This is a genomic window from Streptomyces niveiscabiei (genome assembly GCF_001419795.1).
Lineage (GTDB): Bacteria > Actinomycetota > Actinomycetes > Streptomycetales > Streptomycetaceae > Streptomyces > Streptomyces niveiscabiei.
In genome coordinates, this window is sequence record NZ_LIRL01001130.1 from 1 (window position 1) to 1,316 (window position 1,316).

General features: G+C 78.0%; 1 protein-coding gene. It reads right to left on the minus strand.

The window, feature by feature from the left end; translation table 11 throughout:
* The coding region (locus AOK24_RS40935; protein WP_055724979.1) for a GAF domain-containing protein at positions 1-1,261 on the minus strand (1,261 nt) is incomplete at its 3' end.
* Positions 1,262-1,316 lie beyond the last annotated feature (55 nt).

A 1,316-nucleotide genomic window follows, 5' to 3' on the forward strand; every position in this document is an offset into this window, starting at 1 on the left:
CCCCCCACCCTCCCCCCGCCGCCAACTCCGCCTCCAGCGCCGCCAGTCGCGCCCGTACCGGTGCCGTCGGCCGTACCGCCGCCAGCGCCCGCCACACCTCCAAGTCGTCCTCGCCCCACGGCGCGTGCGCCCAGTCGGACAGCAGGTCGGGGTCCTGGCACGCGATCAGCGCCGCCCGCAACTCGTCCGCGAGCTGCCGCCTGAGCCGCGTCACCGCGGGCGCCCGCGATCCTGGCAGCAGCGGGCCGCCGTACGCCGAGAGCGCTCCCGTCACCGCCCCGGCGGCGATCCTGCGCTCCACGACCGCCACGTCCGACTCCACCGGCACGGTCAGCCGGTACGGCCGCGACGCGAGCAGCTCCGGGCCCAGCACCCCGCGCAGGCGGGCCAGTTCGGCGCGGAGCGTCACCGGTGGCACCGACTCGTCCTCGTACAGCGCGCACAGCAGCTCGCCCCCGGTCAGCCCCTCCGGGTGGCGGGCCAGCAGCACCACGATCTCGCTGTGCCGCCGGCTCAGCCGCACCGGCCTGCCGCCCACCGTCAGCCGTGCCTCGTCCCGCCCCAGCGCGGCCAGCTCGGGCGCCTCGACGGCGGGCCGCTCCCGCGCGAGCAGCGCCAACTGCCCCTCCGCCGCCCGTGCCACCGCCTGCACGAACCCCAGGCTGTGCGGATGCGCCAGCGCGTCCCCGCCCGTGACGTCGACGGCGCCCAGCACCCGCCCGGTGCGTGGGTCGTGCACCGGAGCCGCCGCGCAGGTCCACGGCTGCGCCTGCCGCGTGAAGTGCTCCGCCGCGAACACCTGCACCGGGCGGTCCACCGCGACCGCCGTCCCCGGCGCGTTCGTTCCCACCGCGCTCTCCGCCCACCGCGCGCCGGGCACGAAGTTCATCCGCCCCGCGCGCCGCCGGGTCGCCGCGTGTCCCTCGACCCACAGGAGGCGGCCGTGCGCGTCGCACACCGCGAGCAGATGCGCGCCGTCCGCCGCGAACGGCGCCATCAGCTCCCGCAGCAGCGGCATCACCGGCGCGAGCGGGTGCTCCGCGCGGTAGGCGCCGAGCGCGCCGTCCGACAGCTCCACGTCCGCCGTGCGGTCCGGCCCCACGCCGGCTCGCGCGGAACGCCGCCACGAGTCCGCGACGACCCGGCGGACCGGCTGGGCGACCGTCCCGGCCGCCGTGAACGCCTCGTGCGCCCGCCGCAGCGTACGGACTCGCTCGGCGGGGTCGGCCCCCGGTTCGAGGGCCACCCAGGGATCGGTCAACTCGGGCTCCTGGAGGGTGAGTCAAGCGGGACGGGAGGGGGCTGGGGTGTTGGGT